This window comes from Pedobacter sp. AC163 (assembly GCF_979258665.1).
Window position 1 is genome coordinate 5,050,760 of the sequence record NZ_OZ409872.1, and the last position, 16,124, is coordinate 5,066,883.

Consider the following 16,124-nt stretch of genomic DNA (forward strand, 5'->3'; position numbering starts at 1 on the left):
TAGTTAAAGGATTAGCATATGCAAAGCATTGGCATACTAATCATGTTTAAAAAATTGAGAAAATATTGGAGATTGGAAATGCCGATTACGGCATTCTAGGCAGAAATAGGCGGACCTTTATTGGTAAAGCCTTGAAGTGTAAATTTGTAGTTGGCTAAAAATGTGCCTGTATTAAGCAGATTTGCTTTTGGTAAAGGGTATGAAATAGAAAAGGGTAGAGGCAACAAAATCTCTTTCCCATGTTTATGTGCCAAATAATCGCACACCGAACATTTTTCGGTAAAAGAAATATTACCTTTTTGATTACCCACCTGCTCAACATCGTCAGTGTTGTGGTTGTGGATGATTTGAATTACAGAAATAAAAGAGAAAGTAAAGATGAGCAGTGCGCTCACTGCTTTCACTAAATCAATTCTTCTCTTCAATTTTCTGTTAATCATTTACGCCACAAAGTTGCATTTATTTTTGAAAATAACAATTGATTTTTCAAAAAATAAATATTTTGGGCTTATTGAGAAGATTAATTAGTTGTAATCGTTTGATAATTAAACTAAACGCTTAAATAGATGTTGTAGAAGCCATCTCAAAATTGCGAATTTAATATTTTCCAAGATTACTATTTTGAGAAATCTTGATGCCTGGGAACGGCGATATTCAAGATTTTTTTTGTCTTTTCATTTATCAAATTGATTTTGAGACAGCTTCAATTTAATTAAATCTGACTTGGTTCATCATCATCTTCTAACTCGTCATCTTCTAGTTCGTCATCTTCTAGTTCGTCACCTTCTAGTTCGTCATCTTGTAATTCGTCATCCTCTAGCTCATCATCTGCTAACGCCTCATCTCCTTCTTGCTCATCGATAACTTCATCAAGCTGAGTTCCTTCTCCATCAGCAAAAGGAATCTCATCTTCGGTGTAACTTTCATCATCATTTTCTTCCTCTGGGGCATGGCCTTCTGCCGCATTGCCGTTTGAGCGATCGACTTGAAATTGCGCTATGTTTGGAATTTCATCGTCTTTAATTGGTTCTTGATCTGGATTTTTCATAGTATGATTTTTATATAAACAACATTGATTTTTTAGCATAAGTTTTGATGAAAGATGATAACAACATGGAGGAATATCATTTTTCCCGCTCCAAATGTGCTATTCTGGCTTATTTTGCAATAAAACTTTCTGTTTAAATTATTTTTTGCTTTCTTGCCGAATAATTCACGTTCACCTAAATGAAAAATCTCTCCATAAGTTTAACTCCAGCTAAATGTGAGCTTTTGGACAATATCCTTAACGAATTTGAGGAGGAAGTTTACATCAAATCCGATAGGGTACTTAAAATATTTAGAGGAAATGGTACGCTGGCTTCTGATTATCTGGATGTCTTAGTTCAAATGAATCTCGTTATTTTAGTGGGACAGGTAGATGGCGTTCCATTACCTGCAATGGTGGGTAAACAAGCAGGTGTAGATATGTTTATTAGTGAGGGTGGTTTTAAACGGCGCTACGCTTTAAACAAATTAGAAGAAGATACCGGAAAAAGCATTTTCGATCTTAAAACTGAAAATTTAGACCTTAAAGAAAAGGTAGAAAAGCAAGAAATTTTGCTCAAAAACCTCGAAAAAAATATCACCCAACAAGGCCAAAGTATCTTAAACAAATGGCTTGCCCGTGTTGGTTTTATGTTTATCGGAATTGCGTTAACCGTTTGCTATTTTCTGTTTTTCAAGTAATTACAAAGGTTAAAATAATGTGCTGGCGCCCATAAAGCTGTTCACAATCTTCATAATCTCTCCTCCCAAATCAACGGCGTTACCAATTCCTACACCTCTAATGGCTGCGAGTTGATCGGTAGTTTTCGGTGGTTTCGATGCAATGTTCACCAAAGCAACATCAGAAAGGATAGTGTGTTCAGGAACGTTTCTTTTCCTACTCAAATCACTGCGCCAATCAAGTAAGCGCTGATAAAGTTTTTGATTGGTGATTTCTTTAGGAATATCAATTTTAGCTACAAATGTTTTCCTGGGAGTAATCTCGTATTTATTACTGGCGTCTAAAAAAGTTTTGGTGTAATCTGCAATCGAAAATTTTGCCCACGGGAAACCAAATAAGGCCAGTTTCACATTTAAGGTATTTAAAATTGATATCAGCGTAATCACCGTTCTTTCCGACTTTTCATCAGCCAAAAATTTTAGAGATGTAAACTTGGATATCTCTGCAATTACCTGATTTATCTTTGGTGTAAAATAGGTTGAAGCTTTACTTAATCGATCTAGAAATAGTTTCTCGTCAGCAACATCGGTTTCCTTAGAAATTTTGGCAACTTCCTGACTTCTAAATTTTGTGCCCACTCTAATCAGTTGAGCATCCAAAACGTCGGAAGTATTATTTAACATATTTTTAAAGGCCGCATTCTCATCGAAAGCATTAAAACTAACATCTTTTATCTTGGCCCAGCTTTCGCTTAAAGAACTGAAGTCGAACAAGTCTTCAATCAAATCCCAGGTGTATTTTTTAACATAGAGCGCTAAATTTTGATCAGTTGGTACCTGGGTCACCGCCTTTGATGTAAAACCGATAATTCTTTTATCGGTAATAATATTTTCCATCTTCACCGGGGTTTTCAAAATTAGGCCAGCCAAACTTTTGCACCTGCTTAACGCCACATAAGCCTGTCCATGGGTAAATGATGCGCTAATGTCAACAATTGCCTTTTCGAACGTTAAGCCCTGGCTTTTATGAATGGTAATTGCCCAGGCCAGTTTAAATGGATATTGAGAAAATGAGCCCGTATTTACTTCTTCAATTTTATTTTCTTCCTGATCCAGGTTGTATTTCAAATTCTTCCATTCCTCTCGCTCCGCTTCAAAATGAGCCGAATCATCTAAGAATTGCACTTTAATCGTATCATTGGAGATAGACACAACTTTTGCCGCCTTCCCATTGTAATACTGCTTTTTACCCGACGAATCGTTTTTGATAAACATCACCTGGGCACCTACTTTAAGCTGCAGTAGTTCATCAACAGGATAAGCATCTTTAGGGAAATCGCCTGTTATTTTTGCACTAAAGGTGTGAAGCTCACCATCTAATTTCTCAAGACAATCTTTGTTAATTTGGGTAACTAAATTATTGTGTGTGGTTAAGGTGATGTACTCATCTTTCCAATTATCTTCTAAACTTGGATCGTAATGTGAATTGAGTTTATCTAAAAGTGCTGGCGTTAAATCATTCTCTCTAATTCTATTCAAAATATCAATGAATAACGGATCGGATTGACGATAAACTTTTTTTAACTCAAAGGTGGTTAATGAAATTGATTTAAGAATATGGCTATCAAAAAAGTAAGGACTTAGGTAATATTCTTTCAAAATATGCCATGCATCATGTGCAATCGGCGATAGTTGATATAAATCACCAATCATTAAAACTTGTACACCGCCAAATGGCATGTTAGAACCTTTTACTTTTTTTAAAGATTGATCAATAAAATCGAGCATGTCTGCCCGAACCATACTAATCTCATCAATAACTAAAAGTTCCAGGCATTTCAAGAGCTTTATCTTTTCTTCATTGTATTTTACTTCTTTAAATTGCTGGTCGTTAGCCACAGAAATAATTGGTCCAAATGGCATTTGAAAGAACGAATGGATGGTAACTCCACCTGCATTTATTGCGGCAACAGCAGTTGGCGCTACTACAGCGAAATTTTTCTGTGTAGTTTCTTTAATTTTTTTTAGCAGCGTAGTTTTTCCGGTTCCTGCCTTTCCAGTTAAAAAAATAGGTTGATTTGTGAACTTTATAAAATCGAGAATAAGTTGGTTATCGGGAGTAGATTGATTAGTATCAGTTTCGTTCATCTTATGCAGGGATCCTTCTTAATTTATCAAAATATTTATGCAAAGATGCACAGAATGTCACTAATGCTTTGCCTGATTTCAAGCCGATTTATTCACATTTGTAGTTTAATCATGGCTTGCTATTTTCATGATTTCAAATACAATTTAAACCAATATGATGATTAGCCTGACCTCCAAGGAGATCAATTTAAAAGTTAATCTCTTTTGTCTGCTTAAATTTTCTTCCCTTATTAATTTTTATTCTTCTGTAAATCAATTGGTTTAAATTGATTGATGTTTAAGCGTTAAAAATAACTGTTTATATTTTTGTTTGCTAATTATTTTAGTATAAATTTGTTTAATTCGCTGCTGGCGATTCATTAAACAATTAAGGAAGAAAGCTGTTTATAAGGCTTTCAAACGAAGAGGAGTGATATGACTGTTACAGTTTTAGCAATATTAGAAACAGATTTTAAACCAGATCTTTCTTTAGGGAAAATCATGAATGAGCGATTGAAAAACGCAGCCGATGACTTAAGAGATATTCATTTGCAGGCTTTACAATCTGTGGGACAACGTACTGATGATGTGGTCGTTTATATTAGCTATAACCCAAAATATAAAATCCGTTGGCGCATAGTAAATGATGTACCAGATGAAGTGGAAGGATTTGTAGCAAAAGTTTGTGGCGATTTAGGATACATTCAATGGAAAACTGCCGTAATGAATATTTTTAAAGGCAACGAATAGTAACGTCAATCATGCAGTTTGCGTTGTTAAACGGAAATCGGGTTGAAGCTTTAAAAGGCAAAAGTGCCGTTTGTTTAGGTTGTGGGCAAAAAGTAATTGCAAAATGTGGTTCCATAAAAATCCATCATTGGGCACATGTTTTTCTTAGCCATTGCGATTCCTGGTGGGAAAGCGAAACTTTATGGCATCGCCAATGGAAAGAAGTTTTTGCACCCGAATTTCGTGAAGTAAGCTTTTATGACGAGTCTTTGAACGAATTTCATCGGGCAGATATCCATACGGCATCGGGTCTAACCATCGAACTTCAAAATTCGCCTATAACCACCGAAGAGCTTCAATCAAGAGAACGGTTTTATCCCAAGTTAATCTGGGTGGTAAATGGTTTGAAGTTTAAAGGTTTCAAAATCTTAAAATCCATTCCAAATCCGCTCAGCCCATTATTAGATCCATTTGAATTTTGTGCTTCTGAGCACTTATCGGTCATCCGTAAAATCGATGCTTTAGCTAAGAATCCTCAACCGGAAGTGCTTAATTTTTACCATAAGGAATTAAAATCAATCCCAGTCTCAGCTGATTTTTATTCTTTTAGTTGGCGCAATGCGCACAAAGCATGGCTAAATGCTTCGTGTCCAATTTTCATCGATTTTGGTGGCCATTTTTTATACCGATTAAGAAAGCGCCATCAAATCTCTATCGATTATAATTATTTACAGCTGATTAGTAAAACAGCATTTATCGCTAAATACAGTGAATTGGGAAAGGATGTTAAATTAGAAACAGCATCCGGCAAGTCTTTCAATGATATTGTTGCACAATAAAAAGTTAAATCTTTGCACTTGTTAAACTAATATTTTGATCTTTAGGTATGAAAAGAATAGCTTCAATCACATTCTTATTTTTAGCAATTATTGTATCAAAAACCATGGCTCAGAAACCAGCTGTAATTAATCACATCGCTGTTTACGTGAACGATTTAACGAAATCGACAAGCTTCTATCAAACTGTTTTTAGTCTAAAAGTAATTCCTGAACCATTTAAAGATGGCAAGCATACTTGGTTCTCACTGGGAAATGCTGGTGCACTTCATTTAATTGAAGGTCAAAAGGCCAATCAAATCTTTGATAGAAATGATCATTTGTGTTTCAGCGTTTCATCAATCGATGAATTTATTGCCGCTTTGAATAATAAAAAGATTCCATTTGAAGATTGGGCGGGTAAAGTTGGCGCCATCAACTTAAGGCTTGATGGAGTAAAACAGATTTATTTCAAAGATCCAGATGGTCATTGGCTGGAGGTAAACGACGCTAAATAAATATTTCTACGCTATTATAATTTCCAACTTATGATTAAGATTTTTTTAAAGATGATGTTCGTGTTTTTATTGATCAGCACGACTATTTATGCTCAAAATGAAAAAGCAGAAGCAGATTTTAGGGCTGTAATGCAAAAGTTTAATGCGGTAGGTGCTTCAGTGGCGGTAGTAAAAAACGGGAAAATAATTTATACACACTCTTTTGGACTAAAAGATTTAGATAAAAAAACGGAGCTGACCGATCGCGATATTTTTCGTATTGCTTCTATTTCAAAATCCTTTTCGGCAACGTCCATTATGCAATTGGTAGAGGCGGGTAGACTGTCGCTAGATGACGATTTTGGAGATTTAGTAGGGTTTAAGATCAGAAACCCGAAATATCCAGATCAAAAAATAACCTTGAAAATGGCACTTTCGCACACTTCGAGTTTGAATGATTCTCAGGGATACTTAAACCTCGATTTGATTAATCCGGACAAAAATCCAAATTGGGCCAAGTGTTACAATGATTATGCTCCAGGAAGTAAGTTCGATTACTGTAATTTAAATTTCAATATCATCGGAGCGATTATAGAGAAGAAATCTGGTGAGCGATTCGATAATTACGTTAAAAATCATGTTTTAAAGCCCTTGGGGCTTTATGGTGGTTACTGTGTAGATTCATTAGATAGCACCCGATTTGTTAAGCTTTACGAATACAACTCGAAGACGAGCGAATTTGCCAACGCAACAGCAGCGTATGCACCACGCAGAACTGAAATTCAAAATTACGTTATGGGCTATTCTACACCCATATTTTCTCCAACAGGAGGAATGAAAATATCGGCAACAGATTTGGCAAAATACATGATGATGCATATGAATTATGGTCAATCAAATGGAGTAAGGCTTATTTCAAAAAAGCATTCCAAATTAATGCAAACTGCTATTACGGCTGATGAAGGTTACGGATTAGCAATTAGAAGTGCCGATAATTTTATTCCAAATGTTAAGTTAAAGGGTCATACCGGATCGGCTTACGGGCTTTATAGTACGATGTTTTTCAATCCAAGAGAAAAATTTGGTTTCGTTATTATTACCAATGGGATAAATCCTACCTACACAGATGGTTTTCCTGATTTTAGTCGCGATGCCATCAATAGCCTTTATCAAAACTTTGTTAAATAAGGTATTCGCAATTTAGTTAGCTTTTTGTCGATGATAAATTTTCAAAACATTTTATAAGTCAAACGGATTGTTAAATCAAACACGAGTTTTGATTTACGAACGATCAGATTTATAGTATGGCTGAATATTTACAATTTCCGGGGGAAGCTTATCCTTTGGGCGCAACATGGGATGGAAACGGAGTTAATTTTGCACTCTATGCTGAAAGTGCAACCGCTGTAGAGTTGTGTTTCTTCGATCATGAACATGCTGAAGAAGAAACGGTGAGAATTAATATTCAAGAACGATCGCATCAAATCTGGCATTGCTATATCCCTGATGTAAAGCCAGGGCAGTTATATGGTTATAGGGTATTCGGACCTTACCGTCCATCGCAAGGCCATCGTTTTAACGGCAACAAAGTGCTTCTAGATCCTTATGCTAAGGCCATTGCCGGCAATATAAAATGGAACGAAGCCCTTTTTGGATATCAGTTAGGATCAGAAGAAATGGATCTGAGCTTCAATGAAGCGGACAGTGCAGCATACATGCCAAAATCGGTTGTAATTGATTCAAAGTATGATTGGGAAGATGATAGGCACCCAAAAATTAATTATAATCAAACAATTATCTATGAAATGCATGTTAAGGGTTTTACAAAAACCCACCCTGATATCCCCGAAAATTTGAGGGGAACTTACGCAGGGCTTGCTCATCCGGTATCAATCAACTACCTAAAAAAATTGGGTGTAACGGCCGTCGAACTTATGCCTGTACATCAATTTATTTCTGATCATCACCTCGAAGAAAAGGGATTAACAAATTATTGGGGCTACAATAGCATCGGTTTTTTTGCCCCCGATTCTCGATATGCTTCTTCAGATATTCGGGGCGATCAGGTTCGCGAGTTTAAGGATATGGTAAAGGCTTTACATAAAGCTGGAATCGAAGTGATTTTAGATGTAGTTTATAATCATACAGGAGAAGGAAATCACCTTGGCCCAACCTTATCATTTAAAGGGATCGATAACCACTGCTATTATAGATTGGAAAACGATAAAAGGTATTATACAGATTATACCGGCACTGGAAATACCCTAAATTCGATGTTACCGAACGTGCTCCGATTTATTATGGATAGCTTAAGGTATTGGATTTTGGAGATGCATATTGATGGTTTTCGATTTGATCTGGCCTCCACTTTAGCCAGGGAACTACATGAAGTTAACCGGTTAAGTGCGTTTTTTGATATTATCCACCAAGACCCGGTAATTTCGCAGGCCAAGTTGATTGCCGAACCCTGGGATGTGGGAGAGGGAGGTTACCAGGTTGGAAAGTTTCCTCCTGGATGGGCAGAATGGAATGGCATGTATCGGGATGTAATGCGTGATTATTGGCGGGGCAATCCGAATATGCTTGGCGAATTTGCACAGCGATTTCTCGGAAGCCCGGATTTATACAAAGAAGATTATCGCCGCCCAACTGCGAGTATTAATTTTATTACGGCGCATGATGGTTTTACGCTTCATGATTTGGTTTCCTATAATCATAAACACAATGAGGCCAACTTAGACGATAACAATGATGGCGAAGACCATAACAAATCGTGGAATTGTGGGGTAGAAGGAGAAACTGATAACGAGGAAATTATCAACCTGCGATTGCAGCAAAAGCGTAATTTTTTAGCGACACTATTTTTATCACAGGGAATTCCTATGCTAGTTTCTGGCGATGAAATGGGAAAAACCCAACAAGGAAATAACAATACCTACTGTCAGGATAATGAGCTTTCATGGCTGGATTGGGCAAATGCAGATCAATCATTATTAAATTTTACTCAAGAGTTGATTCAGTTGAGGCAAAACCATCCAAGCTTAAGAAGGAGAAAGTGGTTTATTGGTAAAGAAGTAGGAGAGGATGGCATAAAAGATATTGCCTGGTTTACACCTGATGGAAATCCGATGAAAGGACATAACTGGGAAAAAGATTTTGCCCGTTCTATTGGAATTTACTTTCACGGTGAAGGAATACAAAGCAAAGGCCCGATGGGTGAAGATATTCTTGATAACCACTTTTTTATCATTTTCAATGCACATTACGAAGCTTTAGATTATAAACTTCCAAAGGAAGAATATGGGAAAAGCTGGAAGAAAGTGTTAGATACTGCGACTGGTGAAATTGCTAAAGATGGCTTAGGTTTATTCACTGCATCTGAAGGGTTAGCAGTTGCCGGAAGATCCGTAACCGTTCTCAAATCAGCATAAAAAGAAAGCAGGTTTTAAGGAACCTGCTTAGCATTTAAAGTAAATTTGATAAACCGTTTTTAGGATTAAAAACAGTTAATATTTTAATTGTTGCTTTTGGGTTTCGAACAGCATTATCAGTAATTTTCTTAGAGAAAACGCTGGCTTGAGGGGGTAAATCAATCAAATGAGCACAATCTGTTATTAGGGCATTAGGATCAACCTGATGTTTTCTAGCTTCAAATTTGTTATCCATTTCAAAATTTTAATGGTTAACGAAACGTTGATAAGTGCTAGCAGATTTAATTTTTTCTAAGCTTAAATAATCCTTTATTTTAGAAAATTCCATGCTTTGTACCGCTTTAACGGCAGACTTTAATTTCTCGCTGCTTACGCCTAGTCTTGTTGCCCAGTAGTTACGATCTTGCTCATCGGCAATTTCAACCACTTCTTTCCTCGCTGTTGTCGAAATGTTTTGGTATATCATAGGTTTATAAATTGGTTAGTGATAATACATTGAAAACACTATCTCTGTCGCTTTAGTTTTGAGAAATGAATTTTTTATTTGAGAAGTGATTATTTATGTTTTTTAGATGATATAAATGTCTAATTGAGATAGAAAGCCGGCTATATGCGTTTAAAACTTTTTGGTTTAAAGCACTGTTTAATTGTTATCTAATCAAAATTATTATGGATGATAAAACTAAAACAGGTGGTGCTGATCGCAGTAGAATCAACATCAACGAAGGTTATGAGCTAGATTATTGGTCTAACAAATTTGCAGTGAGCAAAGATAAACTCAAAGCCGCAGTGGAAACGGTTGGCACATCAGTTACTGCCGTTGAAAATTTTTTGAAAAAGTAAAATAATAATTATGAGCCTGGAAAAGTATGTAGCTAAACGAGATTTCTCAAAAACAACCGAACCGAAATCGGGTAGGAGTAAGAGTAAAACCAAATTGATGTTTGTGATTCAAAAACACGATGCATCTCGTTTACACTATGATTTTAGGTTAGAAATGGATGGTGTATTAAAGAGTTGGGCAGTTCCAAAAGGTCCTTCAACAGATCCAAAAAATAAACGATTGGCGATGATGGTTGAAGATCATCCCTTTGATTATAGAAATTTCGAGGGTATTATTCCACAGGGAGAATATGGGGGCGGAACAGTAATTGTTTGGGATGAAGGAACCTACGAGCCAATCGAAGATATCAAAGGCAAAAAAGCACAAGAGAAACATTTACTCAAGCAATTGGAGTCTGGTTCGGTTAAAATAAAATTGAACGGCGAAAAGTTGAAGGGTGAATTTGCCTTGGTTAAAACCCACGGAATGGGAGAAAACGGTTGGTTATTGATTAAACATAAAGACGATTTTGCTTCAACCAAAGACATTACAAAACAAGACAAATCGGTTTTGTCTGGTAAAACCATTGAAGGAATGGAAAAATCTTCTGAAAAGGTTTGGAAAGATGGGAAGGAACAGACACTAAAGCCTGAGAAAAAAAAACCTGTAAAATCTAAAAAAAAGGAGACTAAAGAAGTCGGTGAAACTGTAACGCTAGATCCGAAGGAAATCTTAAAAAAGGCACCAAAAACAGCAATCCCCAAAGATATAAAGCCCATGCTGGCTACACTGGTTGATGAACCTTTTGATGATGAGGACTGGCAATACGAAGTAAAATGGGATGGTTATCGTGCTTTGGCTTTTATCAATAAAAAGCAGGTGAATCTTCTTTCCCGAAATAACAAATCGTTCAACGAAAAATTTTACCCAATATACGATTTGCTTCAGGAATGGAGCATCAATGCCGTTTTGGATGGTGAGATTTTAGTATTGAACGAAAAAGGAATTTCGAACTTCGGATCATTACAAAATTGGAGAAGCGAGGCTGACGGGGAGCTTGTATTTTACGTATTCGACTTGCTTTGGTATGAGGGTAAAAACTTAATGGAGTTACCACTTTATCAAAGGCAGGCTATTTTGAACGAAGTTTTTCCAACAGACGATGATCGGGTTCGCCTTGGTAAGGTTTTTAAGGCCAGCGGAATAGATTTTTTCGCTGCAGCCGAGAAAATGGGTTTGGAAGGTATCATTGCAAAGAAAATTGAAAGTACTTATGTGGCCGATCGCCGATCAAAAGATTGGTTGAAAATTAAAGTGCATAAGCGCCAGGAAGTAATTATTGCAGGCTACACCAAAAATGAAGACACCTCTAAGTCTTTTAGTTCTTTGCTCCTTGGCGTTTATGAAAATAAAAAGCTTCAATATGTAGGTAAAGTTGGGACAGGTTTTTCGGATAAACTGCAAAAGGAGTTGGTGAAGCAGTTCGACAAACTAATTATTGATAAAAGCCCTTTTGATGAATTGCCTGATGTAAACAAACCATCAAGGTTTCGTCCAAATCCTCCAAAAGCAAAAGCTACCTGGCTAAAACCAGAACTTGTTTGCGAAGTGGCATTTACCGAAATTACGGATGATGGTGTTTTTCGTCACCCTTCTTTTCAAGGCATGCGTGAAGATAAAAAAGCGGCGGATGTGGTTAGGGAAACAGAAGTTCCTACTGAAGCGATCATAGATCAAGCATCAGATCAAAAAGAAACACATTCGGAAGCCATCAATCCACCAAAAGGAAAAGATAAAAAAACGCTGCTTAATCCGAAAGATGAAACACAAGTGCGGAAGATTAAAGGGCACGAGCTTAAATTTACCAACTTAAGTAAAATTTACTGGCCCGAAGATAAGGTGACGAAAAGGGACATGTTTAATTATTATTACCAGGTCGCCGAATATATTCTTCCATACTTGAAAGATCGGCCACAGTCGCTAAATCGTTTCCCAGGGGGTATTCATGGCAAAAGTTTCTACCAAAAAGATGTTAAGGGAAAAGCACCCGATTGGGCAAAAACTTTTCCTTATGAAAACGGCGAAGGAGAGAAGAAAGAATATCTGGTGGGCACTGATGATGCTTCCTTGCTTTGGATGGCCAGTTTAGGCTGCATTGAAATGAATCCATGGTTTAGCCGCGTTCAAAGCCCGGACAATCCAGATTATTGCGTAATTGATCTTGACCCGGATAAGCATTCTTTTGATCAGGTGGTTGAAGCTGCATTAGAAACTAAAAAGGTATTGGATGCGATAGAAGTGCCGAGTTTTTGCAAAACCTCAGGCTCAACGGGTATGCATATTTACATTCCGCTAAACGCTAAGTACAGTTACGATCAGAGTCAGATGTTTGCTAAAATTATTGTTAACCTGGTGCATGATCAAATACCGGAATATACTTCTTTAGAGCGCATGATCTCGGCAAGAAAAGGTAAAATGTACTTAGATTTTTTACAAAACAGGCCAGGAGCTACCATTGCGGGGCCATATTCCCTCCGACCAAAAGTTGGGGCAACCGTTTCTATGCCTTTGCATTGGGATGAGGTTAAGCCAGGATTAAAGATGCAGGATTTTAATATTTTTAATGCAATAGATCGGTTAAAAGTAGAAGGCGATCTTTTTAAAGGCGTGTTAGGAAAAGGAATTGATTTAAAGAAAGCCATTAGCAAGGCTAAAAGTGTTTTTGGCTAAGTTTAATGATCATTCTGCAATTTATTATATTTGGGAAAAAAATAGAAAATAATGATATCCCACCACGTTTTATTTTGGCTTAAAGCCGATACCACCGAAGAACAGAAAACTGCATTCCGTAAAAGCCTACAAACATTAGAGAATATTGAAGTGGTTAAAAACTTCCACGTAGGTACGCCTGCACCTATCGAAAGGGCTGTTGTAGATACTACTTATACATTCAGTTTGATTTTGTTTTTCGAAGATTTAGCCGCACATGATGTTTACCAGGTTCACCCGTTGCATAAAGCGTTTCTAGATGAGTTCAAAATCTTCTTCGATAAAGTGATCATTTACGACGCACATTAAGATTTAAGAAAGTTGGATTGCAATTTCCAATTCAGTATTTACTTTGACATTTAATTCGCAATTCCGTCATGCCCAGCTTGACTGGGCATACTAATGCATTAAAAAGAATTTTTCATTTTTCATGATGCATTAAGATTCCCGCTTTCGCGGGAAGGACGTTTTTTCCGATATCATTTTATCTTTTTGAACTCAAAAATTGAATTTTACTTACAGCAATTTTAAGCCAACTTCATTTTCAGCTGCTTATCCCCCGAAGTTATAATCACGACAAGTTTTTTTACATAAATATCAATCTTTGTAAAATTAACCCTACTCAATAATAGGTAAACTTTAATTCCACAAATCCATATTACTTCGCTCAACGTAAATATTGAAAAGGGCAATCATGGATAAATTAAAACTCCTAAAACGAGCTTCAATAAACATTTTGCAGCTTGAAAATATTAAGATAGGTGATCTTATTGCTGATGAATTTGGTCATAGCGGAAAGGTTATAGAGATAGAAAAGATTAGTTGTAATAAGCAGTTTCACTACTATTTTTATCTTCACAAACAACATACTATTTTGATGATTGTGTAAACTGTAAAATATTCAAATGCTTTTGCATCAGTTTCGTAAATTATCTCACTATATTGGTTTTTATGATAACAACCGATCAGGATCATTTTTATTCCAATCTTCAAATTCACAAAACGCCTCTGCATCAACTTCTGTTGAGAAAAGATTTATTTAAAGAAGTTCCAATTGACTGGCACATTATCATTACTGATATTAAAAGTTCTACACAAGCAGTTAATGCGGGCTTGCACGAAAATGTAAACCTTATTGCAACCGGAAGCATTGTTACTGTGCTCAATATCGCTTTTAAGGCAAATATTGCCATACCATTTTTCTTTGGTGGAGATGGCGCAACTTTTATTGTTCCTGCACTTATTGTAGATAAAGCGATGAGCGCCTTGCAGGTTTACAGAAGAAATACCTTGCAAAATTTCAATTTAGATCTTCGTGCGGGGATCGTTCCGGTTAAAGAAATATACGAATTAGGCCATCTATTAAATATTAGCCGATACAGTATCTCTAAAGTTTTCTCCATTCCCATCATTCTGGGAAACGGATTGGATTATGCAGAAAAAATTATCAAAGGAGAAAACTACTTATTTGCCAAAGATGATGCTTTCGATGAAGAATTGGATTTGAGTGGGATGCAATGTCGCTGGGACAAAATTCAACCACCCGAAAATAGTGAGGAGGTAGTTACTTTGATCGCCGTTGCACAAAACCTTAATCGGCAAGCGGAAGTATTAAGCCATGTGATAAGACAGCTGGATATCATTTATGGTACTCCGGAAAAGCGCCAACCCATTTCTATTCCTAAACTGATTTTTAGAACAAGTTTCAACAATCTGGGTAGAGAAATGCGGCATCGGCTGGGTAAAATAAAGTTTTTCGAACTTATTAAAACCTGGTTCATCAACGCATATGGATACATTTATTTTCGAACAGAAAGCGGCAAAAAGTATTTAAATCAAATGGTCGAAATGTCGGATACGTTAGTGATCGATGGAAGGTTAAATACAGTAATTACAGGTACTAAGCTGCAACGGACCAAGCTTGAAAAGGCATTAGACCCCCTGGAAAAAAATGGCGAAATTTTATACGGAATCTATGTTAGCGGCGAATCGGTAATGTCATGCTACGTACGCGATTTAGAAGATGACCATATCCATTTTGTTGATGGTGCGGAAGGTGGTTACACCAAGGCTGCAGCAGTTTTGAAGGCGAAAATTAAAGATATGCAATAATCTTTGCCTTGATAAAAAGGATCTTTCCAAACGATAAAGAAAAATTATCGAACACAATTTTTTGTAATTGGTTGTTAGAATTATAAGGGCTGAAATCGTATTAGTTTTTTTGCCTGATGTTACAGCAGTTTAAAACCTGCAGAATTGCAATCAAATAATTCATATTAAATAGCAACCTATGAAAGCGATTAGAATCCATGAATTTGGTGGTCCGGAAGTTTTATCTATTGATGATGTTGAAATACCAAAGCCAGGTAAAGACGAAGTACTAGTTAAAATTCATGCTACAAGTGTTAATCCAGTTGACTGGAAAATCAGGGCCGGTTTAAGGAAAGAAAAATTTCCTTCAACCTTTCCACTAACCATTGGCTGGGATTTTTCTGGAGTAGTAGAAGAATTAGGCGAAAAAGTGGGAACATTTAGAAAAGGAGATGAGGTTTATGGTCGGCCGGATTTAACAAAAAATGGAACCTACGCAGAATATGCTGTTGTCAAAGCCAATACCATTTGCGTAAAGCCCTTAAGTATTGGCCACACCGAGGCAGCAGCAGTTCCACTGGCTGGTTTAACTGCCTGGCAAGGTCTGTTTGATCACGGTTTATTAAAAGAAGGGCAAAAAGTTTTAATCCATGCAGCTGCTGGCGGTGTTGGAACCTATGGGGTTCAATTTGCTAAAGCGATAGGGGCGTACATAATTGGGACATCCTCTGATTATAATATCGATTTTTTAAAACGTTTGGGCGCCGATGAGGTGATCGATTATAACATGGACGAATTTGAAAAAGTGTTAAGCGATATCGATCTTGTTTTCGATACGATTGGCGGAGAAACGCAACTGAAATCTCTCGATGTTTTGAAAGAAGGTGGCAGATTAATTACTGTTTTGGCGCCCGAATATGTAGCTGAAGCCAAGGCAAAGAAAGTTCACCTCATTGGTTTTACTGCGCAATCTAAGGCCAATCAATTGAAGGAGATTGGTGACATGATAGATAATGGAAAAGTGAAGCCAATTGTAGAAACCATTTATACGCTAACAGATGCTAGAAAAGCACATATCGAAAGCGAAAATGGGCATACTAGAGGTAAAATAGTTTTGCAGGTGATTTAAAATAAA

General features: G+C 36.7%; 17 protein-coding genes. 12 read left to right on the forward strand and 5 right to left on the reverse strand.

What is annotated here, in order from left to right:
• Positions 1–95 precede the first annotated feature (95 nt).
• Both ACZZZK_RS21980 and ACZZZK_RS21985 read right to left on the reverse strand, forming a co-directional pair.
• On the reverse strand, positions 96–440 hold the full coding sequence (locus ACZZZK_RS21980; protein ID WP_463486008.1) for a hypothetical protein: 345 nt from the start codon (positions 438–440) through the stop codon (positions 96–98).
• Positions 441–712: 272 nt separating this feature from the next.
• Positions 713–1,048: a hypothetical protein gene (locus ACZZZK_RS21985; protein WP_463486009.1), complete on the reverse strand. Its 336-nt coding sequence runs from the start codon at positions 1,046–1,048 to the stop codon at positions 713–715.
• Positions 1,049–1,227: 179 nt separating this feature from the next.
• On the opposite strand from ACZZZK_RS21985, the gene ACZZZK_RS21990 reads away from it, so the two are divergent.
• The gene (locus tag ACZZZK_RS21990) at positions 1,228–1,728 is read left to right on the forward strand and encodes a hypothetical protein (protein WP_463486010.1); all 501 of its coding nucleotides are present in this window, start codon (positions 1,228–1,230) and stop codon (positions 1,726–1,728) included.
• Positions 1,729–1,737: 9 nt separating this feature from the next.
• Here the strand turns inward: ACZZZK_RS21990 and ACZZZK_RS21995 are convergent, their stop codons facing one another.
• Positions 1,738–3,855, reverse strand: coding sequence for an HRDC domain-containing protein (locus ACZZZK_RS21995; protein WP_463486011.1), 2,118 nt, complete (start codon positions 3,853–3,855; stop codon positions 1,738–1,740).
• A gap of 414 nt (positions 3,856–4,269) precedes the next feature.
• Here ACZZZK_RS21995 and ACZZZK_RS22000 point away from each other — a divergent pair, with 414 nt between their 5' ends.
• The 5 genes from ACZZZK_RS22000 (at position 4,270) to glgX (ending at position 9,306) form a co-directional block, all read left to right on the forward strand.
• Entirely contained in the window at positions 4,270–4,584 is a 315-nt protein-coding gene (locus tag ACZZZK_RS22000; protein ID WP_265802069.1) for a hypothetical protein, read from the forward strand.
• Positions 4,585–4,595: 11 nt separating this feature from the next.
• Positions 4,596–5,402, forward strand: a complete 807-nt coding sequence (locus ACZZZK_RS22005; protein WP_463486012.1) for a competence protein CoiA — start codon at positions 4,596–4,598, stop codon at positions 5,400–5,402.
• A 104-nt stretch (positions 5,403–5,506) separates the two neighbouring features.
• A complete protein-coding gene (locus ACZZZK_RS22010) occupies positions 5,507–5,896 on the forward strand; it encodes a VOC family protein (protein WP_265802072.1) in 390 nt (129 codons plus the stop codon).
• Positions 5,897–5,926: 30 nt separating this feature from the next.
• The gene (locus tag ACZZZK_RS22015) at positions 5,927–7,063 is read left to right on the forward strand and encodes a serine hydrolase domain-containing protein (RefSeq protein ID WP_463486013.1); all 1,137 of its coding nucleotides are present in this window, start codon (positions 5,927–5,929) and stop codon (positions 7,061–7,063) included.
• A 116-nt stretch (positions 7,064–7,179) separates the two neighbouring features.
• Positions 7,180–9,306, forward strand: a complete 2,127-nt coding sequence (glgX, locus tag ACZZZK_RS22020) for a glycogen debranching protein GlgX (RefSeq protein ID WP_463486014.1) — start codon at positions 7,180–7,182, stop codon at positions 9,304–9,306.
• A 34-nt stretch (positions 9,307–9,340) separates the two neighbouring features.
• Here glgX and ACZZZK_RS22025 read toward each other — a convergent pair whose 3' ends face one another.
• Positions 9,341–9,541, reverse strand: a complete 201-nt coding sequence (locus tag ACZZZK_RS22025) for a hypothetical protein (RefSeq protein ID WP_463486015.1) — start codon at positions 9,539–9,541, stop codon at positions 9,341–9,343.
• A gap of 9 nt (positions 9,542–9,550) precedes the next feature.
• Positions 9,551–9,772, reverse strand: coding sequence for a DUF3606 domain-containing protein (locus tag ACZZZK_RS22030; RefSeq protein WP_463486016.1), 222 nt, complete (start codon positions 9,770–9,772; stop codon positions 9,551–9,553).
• A 203-nt stretch (positions 9,773–9,975) separates the two neighbouring features.
• On the opposite strand from ACZZZK_RS22030, the gene ACZZZK_RS22035 reads away from it, so the two are divergent.
• The 6 genes from ACZZZK_RS22035 (at position 9,976) to ACZZZK_RS22060 (ending at position 16,118) form a co-directional block, all read left to right on the forward strand.
• Positions 9,976–10,149 (forward strand): DUF3606 domain-containing protein, encoded by a 174-nt coding sequence (locus ACZZZK_RS22035; RefSeq protein ID WP_157255716.1) that lies wholly within the window; start codon positions 9,976–9,978, stop codon positions 10,147–10,149.
• 10 nt (positions 10,150–10,159) lie between these two features.
• A complete protein-coding gene (gene ligD / locus ACZZZK_RS22040) occupies positions 10,160–12,859 on the forward strand; it encodes a DNA ligase D (protein WP_463486017.1) in 2,700 nt (899 codons plus the stop codon).
• 51 nt (positions 12,860–12,910) lie between these two features.
• A complete protein-coding gene (locus tag ACZZZK_RS22045; RefSeq protein WP_463486018.1) occupies positions 12,911–13,207 on the forward strand; it encodes a Dabb family protein in 297 nt (98 codons plus the stop codon).
• A 385-nt stretch (positions 13,208–13,592) separates the two neighbouring features.
• On the forward strand, positions 13,593–13,787 hold the full coding sequence (locus ACZZZK_RS22050) for a hypothetical protein (protein WP_056850135.1): 195 nt from the start codon (positions 13,593–13,595) through the stop codon (positions 13,785–13,787).
• Between the two features lie 62 nt (positions 13,788–13,849).
• Entirely contained in the window at positions 13,850–15,010 is a 1,161-nt protein-coding gene (locus ACZZZK_RS22055; RefSeq protein WP_463486019.1) for a DUF3095 family protein, read from the forward strand.
• Positions 15,011–15,188: 178 nt separating this feature from the next.
• Positions 15,189–16,118, forward strand: a complete 930-nt coding sequence (locus ACZZZK_RS22060; protein ID WP_463486020.1) for an NADP-dependent oxidoreductase — start codon at positions 15,189–15,191, stop codon at positions 16,116–16,118.
• Positions 16,119–16,124 lie beyond the last annotated feature (6 nt).